This is a genomic window from Rhizobacter sp. P3_B12, assembly GCF_056402895.1.
Map to the genome: position 1 here is coordinate 1 of NZ_JBFUGN010000287.1, position 6,528 is coordinate 6,528.

Annotated in this window: 8 protein-coding genes; 6 read left to right on the top strand and 2 right to left on the bottom strand. The window is 56.8% G+C overall.

Going from position 1 to position 6,528, the window contains the following annotated elements; translation table 11 throughout:
* A partial coding sequence (locus AC1D01_RS16165) for a lipase family protein (RefSeq protein ID WP_477867952.1) occupies positions 1 to 752 on the bottom strand: 752 nt, incomplete at its 3' end.
* 152 nt (positions 753 to 904) lie between these two features.
* Here AC1D01_RS16165 and AC1D01_RS16170 point away from each other — a divergent pair.
* The 5 genes from AC1D01_RS16170 to AC1D01_RS16190 all read left to right on the top strand — a co-directional run bounded on the left by AC1D01_RS16170 (position 905) and on the right by AC1D01_RS16190 (position 5,519).
* Complete coding sequence (locus AC1D01_RS16170) at positions 905 to 1,240, top strand: hypothetical protein (protein WP_477867954.1); 336 nt, start codon at positions 905 to 907, stop codon at positions 1,238 to 1,240.
* A 508-nt stretch (positions 1,241 to 1,748) separates the two neighbouring features.
* Complete coding sequence (locus AC1D01_RS16175) at positions 1,749 to 3,059, top strand: ATP-binding protein (protein ID WP_477867966.1); 1,311 nt, start codon at positions 1,749 to 1,751, stop codon at positions 3,057 to 3,059.
* The gene (locus AC1D01_RS16180; protein WP_477867956.1) at positions 3,059 to 4,003 is read left to right on the top strand and encodes an O-methyltransferase; all 945 of its coding nucleotides are present in this window, start codon (positions 3,059 to 3,061) and stop codon (positions 4,001 to 4,003) included. Before AC1D01_RS16175 ends, AC1D01_RS16180 begins: the two co-directional genes overlap by 1 nt.
* 29 nt (positions 4,004 to 4,032) lie before the next feature.
* Positions 4,033 to 5,109, top strand: a complete 1,077-nt coding sequence (locus tag AC1D01_RS16185) for a DNA cytosine methyltransferase (RefSeq protein WP_477867958.1) — start codon at positions 4,033 to 4,035, stop codon at positions 5,107 to 5,109.
* Positions 5,110 to 5,111: 2 nt separating this feature from the next.
* Positions 5,112 to 5,519: a very short patch repair endonuclease gene (locus AC1D01_RS16190; RefSeq protein ID WP_477867960.1), complete on the top strand. Its 408-nt coding sequence runs from the start codon at positions 5,112 to 5,114 to the stop codon at positions 5,517 to 5,519.
* A 175-nt stretch (positions 5,520 to 5,694) separates the two neighbouring features.
* Here AC1D01_RS16190 and AC1D01_RS16195 read toward each other — a convergent pair whose 3' ends face one another.
* Positions 5,695 to 5,916 carry an OmpA family protein gene (locus tag AC1D01_RS16195; RefSeq protein WP_477867962.1) on the bottom strand — a complete coding sequence of 74 codons (222 nt, stop codon included), beginning with the start codon at positions 5,914 to 5,916 and terminating at the stop codon, positions 5,695 to 5,697.
* A gap of 161 nt (positions 5,917 to 6,077) precedes the next feature.
* Here AC1D01_RS16195 and AC1D01_RS16200 point away from each other — a divergent pair.
* Positions 6,078 to 6,528: glutathione S-transferase family protein (locus AC1D01_RS16200; RefSeq protein WP_477867964.1), on the top strand; the 451-nt coding region annotated here is incomplete at its 3' end.

Here is a 6,528-nt window from a genome sequence, read left to right on the forward strand (position 1 = left end):
CTGTAGGCCTGCAGCACGTACGACGAGGTGATGCGGCCGAGCGGCGTGTGCTGCACGGCGCTCATCAGCGCCGGCAGGTCGCTCGCCGGGGCGAGGGCGGCGATGCCGGCCAGCGGCACATCGGGCGCGTAGGTGGGCGCGAGCATGCCGGCCCACAGCGCAGCGTTGCCGCCTTGCGAATGGCCCCAGGCGACGGTGCGGTCGGCGAGCGCCACGCCCGCCATCTGCCGCGCGGCCCGCACCGCATCGAGCGCGGAGCGGGCCTGGCCGGTGCCGACGAGGTAGGGGTGGATGCCGGCGGCGCCCAGGCCCACGTAGTCGGTGGCGACCCAGACCCAGCCCTGGGCCAGCAGCGGCTGCAGCGCGGGCGCGTGGGCGAACGGATCGCCCAGCAGCGAGGGCGCGCAGCCGCGCACGATGCCGGTGCTGCCGTGCGCCCACGCGACGACCGGGCGCGGGCCGGCGGGTGCATTGCGCGCGACCATCACGATGGCGCTGGCGAGGGCGGGCGAGCCGTCGTCGCGCGTGGTGGCGTGGAGGATGCGCCACGCGACGGCGCCTTCGGGCACGCCGCGGGTGAAGGGCTCCTGGCGCAGCAGCGTGCCGGGGCGGAAGGGGACGCGGTAGGTGGCGTTGTAGAAGGGGTCGGGGGTGGTGGGGAGGGTGAGCCACCAGGCTGCAAAGATGAGCAAGAGAGCGAGCAGCGGCGCGGCCGCCAGGGCGATCAGCAGGAGACGTGGCAGGCGGCGCATCGGGCCGATTCTGCGGCAGGGCGCGTGCTACATTGGCCGCGCCCCGGCGAGAGCCTGGGTCGAGATTGGCGTCTCGGAAGATACCCGCGTGAGGCCGCCCACTGGCGGCTTTTTCATCACGCGCGCGCATTCAACTTCTGGAGCCAATACGCATGAGCATCGATGCCGCTGACGACGAGGAGTCTCCCTCGTCCTTTCCCTCGCAGTTCGAGGAATTTCGGTGGACCGATGAGTCGACGGACGATCGGCCCATCGAGGCGCGTCACCTCAATCAATTGATTGGGCAGACGATCGATGTTGCCGATGGGGTTCGAGCGCTGCTGGAGATTGCCGAGTTCGATGATTGGCTGCGCATGGACGATCACACACCGCTGATCGATCGGTGCCGACACGATTCGCTGAGGCGCTTGAGCGTCACGGCGTTGCGGCTGCTGTCGGAGGAGGCGGAACGGGTGGGAGAGTGGGCGCGAACCGGCGCACGGCGGTGACGTGGATGCAAGGACCTATGGCATCTGTCGCTTCACGTCACACAGTGCGGATCTCAACTACGAATGATCGATGTTTGTCGACACCTCCACATTGAACGTGAACACCAAGCAGCCAATATGCCTTTCACCGGTAGCTGCGTTGCTGTTTGCCTCAATTGCGCGAGCTGTGACATGCAATGAGTGTGGCTACGTGAATGGGCGTGACATCTTCATGCGCCGGTGCGAAGAAGCCAGGCCGGCCGAGCCGATGCGCAGTGCAGCCCGCAACGCCGCGTTCGCATCCTCATGCGCGGGGCGGCCGCGGTCAGTCGAAGCACAACTCAGCACTCTCCTCCTACAGTTTATGGAACATCGAGATGACCCCGTAGCCAAGCCGAACCAGCCGCTGCTAGTATCCGACGGGGTGAGGTGTTCGCCTCGCAAATATCAATCTAGGTAAGGGGGAGAAATGATTTCTGAAAGCAAGGGAAAGGCTGCGGCGAATCCAACGAAAGAGTTTTTCGTTCGAATGATCACTAGAGATATAACTCTTGAAGATTGCATTTTGGATCTCATTGACAATAGCGTCGACGGAGCCTGGCGCAGCGAAGGAAGTCGCCCAATGGGGCTGGCCGAAGGTGCGGACCTTTCAAAATACTCCATATCAATAGTCGCTGGCGCGGACAGATTCGATATCGAAGATAATTGCGGCGGCATGACGCTTGACGATGCTATTAATCATGCATTCAGCTTCGGGCGGCATATCGAAGACGGGCACGACAATTACAGTATCGGTGTCTACGGAATCGGCATGAAGAGGGCGGTGTTTAAGCTCGGTTCAGACATAACCATCCGTAGTACATACGACACCGATGCGGGGGTTAGGGAGTCGTTTCTCGTTCCGATCAACGTGAATGAGTGGGTTGCAAAGAGTACGCCTCCGTGGGACTTTGATATTAATAACGATGAGCCACTGAGTAGTCCCGGTGTAAAAATATCTATTGAATCCCTTACCGCGGGCGCGAAGCAGTCGTTCGGTAGCCCAGCTTTTATACAGGAGCTCCGTCGAACGATAGCTCGCGACTATACACTTCATCTGAACCGCGGACTGGAAATATCCCTCAATGGTACGCTAATCACCAACTGGCCTATCGAGTTGCGCCGCAGCGACGAATTCGTGCCCATGAGGATGGAGTACACCGATGAGATTGACGGAAATTCTGTAAGTGTCGAGATTTTGGCCGGGATGGCTGCGCCGCCACCAGATACTTCTGAACCGGACAACGAGGATGAAGGCGATAAGCGATTTGGTTGGTATGTTGTCTGCAATGGCCGCATAGTACTTGCGGCTGACAAAACAACAATATCAGGGTGGGGTAGTGACGATTGGCCGCAATGGCATCGCCAATACTCTGGATTTATGGGAATAATATTATTCACTGCCGAGAACGCAGCGGCACTTCCTTTAACGACTACAAAGAGAAGTGTTGATATATCGTCGGAGATATTCAGGCACGCCCGTCCTCAAATGCGAGAGGTTACAAAGAAATGGATTGCATATACGAACCAGCGCAAGCAATCGTTGGAGGAGGCGAAAGCAAGAGAAGCGGCTGCCGCGCCCATACGAATCTACGAGGTGGCAAAGCGAGCGACAGTATCTCTTCCAAGATTGACAAGCATTGCGCCTGCAACGCCATCACCCGCAAATGTTGCCTATACGGTTCCAGTAGCTCGGCTTAAGAAGCTTGCCAAAGAGTTCGGCAGTATCAACATGAGCTATAGGGAGGTCGGCATCAAGTCGTTCGAGTATTCATTCAAAGACTTGGTGGGAGAGGAGTGATGCCATCCTTCGATTCCATTAACTACAGTCTGCGCCCCAGCAAGAGTATTCAAAGACAGTTGGTATTTGAAGGTGTCCGCAGGCTCCAAGTCGTTCTCGATCTCGAGCGTTTGGTATACGTCGGGTTTGGGTCAATCTGGTTCGCGGATTTCCTTCTTGCGCATAGGTTGCTCCAAATTGAAGATATGGTGTCCATAGAATCGAACGAGATAGGCTACAAGCGTGCAGTTTTCAACGCGCCGTATGCCACCGTTCGAGTAAAGCATGGATTCTCGTTCGATGTCTTGCCGAAATTGTATGAGGATCCTCAAATTCGCGGTCGACCCTGGTTTATATGGCTCGACTACGACTACGAGCTAAACGAGTCCGTGTGTGGGGACTTGCGATCTGTCATAGAGAATGCTCCGGCCAATAGCATACTCGCCGTTACGTTTAGTGGGCTGGAGAAAAAGTATGGCAATCCTCCAGATAGGCCGGCAAGGTTGCGTGATATATTGGGCGCCGCCGTACCAGATGATCTTTCAAAGCTCGCTTGCAAGGATGATGCGATGCAAGATACTCTCGCCAATCTTTGTCTTGATTTTATGACCTCTGTCGCAGCCGATATCTCTCGCCCCGGAGGCTTCGTGCCCTCGTTTCGGGCAATCTATCGAGATAACGCACCAATGGTTACCGTTGGTGGCGTGCTTCCGGCCAAGGGCGCAGCGAGGACGGCTCGTGACGAGGTCAATGGTGCTGGCTGGCCAGGCAGACCCGCGGGCCAAATCCAGGCACCCCATCTCACCATTCGAGAGGCAGTTGCCCTTCAATCAAAACTTCCTTGCCGAACAAAATTGACTCGCGCTGATATCGAGGCGCTGGGTTTTGATCTGGAAGAGGAGCAGCTTATTGCTTTTCAGAGATATTATAGAGAATATCCCTCTTTTGCGCAGATTGTATCCTGATTCACATTGGCTTGTTGGGTATTAAATAAATGATTCTGGTTGATTTGTTCTCTGGGTGTGGTGGATTCTCGCTTGGAGCCAGGCAGGCGGGTTTCGATGTTGCCGCTGCATTCGATATAGATCCCATCCTGACTTCTGCCTACTCGTTTAATTTCCCTCAATCGAAGTTGCTCCTAGCCGACGTCTCCAAGCTGACGCGAGAAAATGTACTGGAAGAGGCCGGTGAGAAAATTGACGGAATAATAGGCGGGCCTCCTTGTCAAGGCTTTAGTGATATCGGTTTGCGGAATTCGAAAGATCCCCGTCGTCAACTTGTGGTTGATTACTTCAGAGTGATTTCTGAAATACGACCGAAGTTCTTTGTGATGGAGAACGTTCGTGGCTTAGCATATTCCGATGCGAGGGAGTTGTTGGATTCTGCGCTCGCATTGGTATCTGATGCCTATGATCTCCTTGGTCCGATAATATTGAATGCGGCTGATTTCGGTGCGGCAACTAATCGAAAGCGATTGTTTGTCATCGGCACTCTAAAAAAAGAGGGGGCTAAGATTTCCCTGGGCGACATAGACCGCATGCGACGACCGGCCGTGACAGTCAGGGCTGCGATAGGTGACCTCGTTGGCGCAGGATTTATCGGCGATTGTGAAGATGGATTTGATACTTGGAAAATAACCAAGCCAGGCAGGCATTCCTCATATTCTTCGATGCTGAGGTCAAAGGGTGGGCGATTCACGAGCCACCGACCTACCCGCCACACCTCTAAAGTACAAACAAGATTTTCGAAGGTTGCACAGGGGGAGTTCGATGTGATCGGTCGTCATCCTCGTCTGCACTGGGATAGTCAATGCCCAACTCTACGAGCAGGAACTGGAGCGGATAGAGGGTCTTTTCAATCTGTCCGGCCACTACATCCCGACGAAAATCGTGTTATTACTGTTCGTGAGGGTGCTCGACTGCAGGGATTTCCGGATTCGCATCGATTCCACCCGACGGTTTGGCATTCTTTCAGGATGATCGGCAACAGTGTGTCTCCGATAATTTCAAAAGCAATATTCTCAGTGATCGCCGAGAAATTTAGGATGAAATCGGCGGTGGGATCGAATTAGGCATGGATAGATTGACTTCGGAGCGTCGATCGTGGCTGATGTCGCGTGTCCGAAGCAAGAATACATCGCCGGAGATTCGCGTTAGGCGCGCCGCTCATGCCATTGGCCTTCGCTTTCGATTGCATCGGCGCGATCTGCCTGGTGTACCGGACATGGTGTTTCCAAAGTGGAAGATTGCACTATTTGTTCATGGATGTTTTTGGCACTCTCATCAAGGGTGTCCAAAAGCCAGCATTCCGAAGACTCGGACAGAATTTTGGTTGGAGAAGTTTGCGCGTAATGAAAAATTGGACTTGACGGCAAAAATCCGTCTCGAAGAACTTGGTTGGCGGGTCGAAGTTATTTGGGAGTGTGAAACAAAGTCGGAGGCTCTCCTCGTCTCGCGATTGAAGAAAATGTTCTCTCGCTAGTATGGGGTCTGTATTGTCTTAATGCCAGTATGGCAGGTGATTGGAGTCGCCAGCGATATTCAAGGTGCGTACGCTTATATGGTGATAAATCGGAGTCTAGCTACCGACGAAGAAGGGCCCGCTGGCACCGTCATGGCAATTGAGGATCGGTAGCGCAGCTTTGCTCACTTCGGCGCTACTGCACCACCATCTCCACTCGCCAATTCCTCCCCCTTCCCTCCTCACTCCCATTGCTCGCCACCGACGCAAAGCTCGCCACGCCCTTGGCCTCCAGCCGCTTCGCATCGATCCCGAAATCCTTCACCAGTGCGCTCACCACCGCCAGCGCCCGCTGCTGAGACAGCACCACGTTCGCATCCGCGCCGCCTTGGTTGTCGGTGTGCCCGGCGATGAACACCCGCCGCCGCCTGCTGCTTCAGCAGCGCCGCCATCTGCGGCTTCGATTCCGCTTTGAACTCGGCCTTGCCGCTGCCCATTCCGGCAGTCGCAAAAGGGGTTCGCGCATCCCACATGTCATGCCGCTACCCTCCGCGGCACCCTCAGCGAAGGACGGCCCCCATGCTCAAGCTTTACGGCTTCTCCAAAGTCAACGCCCTCGCCCGCGGCCACACCCGCGACCTGCGCGTGCTGTGGGCGCTCGAAGAGATGCAGCTCCCGTTCGAGATCGCCGGCATGGACCACCCCGCGCACGACCTGAACACCGAGGCCTATCGCCGGCTCAGCCCCTTCGAGCAGATCCCGTCGATCGATGACGACGGCCTGCGGCTGTCCGAATCCGCCGCCATCGTCCTCTACCTCGCCAAGAAGTCCGGCCGCCTGATCCCTGCCGACCGCGCCGGCGAGGCGCAGGTGATGCGCTGGTGCTTCGCCGCGATGAACTCGGTCGAGATGCCGCTGCTCAGCCTGGTGGTGCTCGATTGGTCGGCCGATGGCAGCTGCGGCAAGCACCGCGAGTTCCTGGTCGGCTGGGCGAACCGGGTGCTGGGCAACCTGGAGCGCTGGCTCGCCA

Bases quoted from the DNA above. Each gene is read 5' to 3' on its own strand.
- AC1D01_RS16170 (WP_477867954.1), top strand. From the start codon at position 905: ATGAGCATCGATGCCGCTGACGACGAGGAGTCTCCCTCGTCCTTTCCC.
- AC1D01_RS16175 (WP_477867966.1), top strand. From the start codon at position 1,749: ATGATCACTAGAGATATAACTCTTGAAGATTGCATTTTGGATCTCATT.
- AC1D01_RS16180 (WP_477867956.1), top strand. From the start codon at position 3,059: ATGCCATCCTTCGATTCCATTAACTACAGTCTGCGCCCCAGCAAGAGT.
- AC1D01_RS16185 (WP_477867958.1), top strand. From the start codon at position 4,033: ATGATTCTGGTTGATTTGTTCTCTGGGTGTGGTGGATTCTCGCTTGGA.
- AC1D01_RS16190 (WP_477867960.1), top strand. From the start codon at position 5,112: ATGGATAGATTGACTTCGGAGCGTCGATCGTGGCTGATGTCGCGTGTC.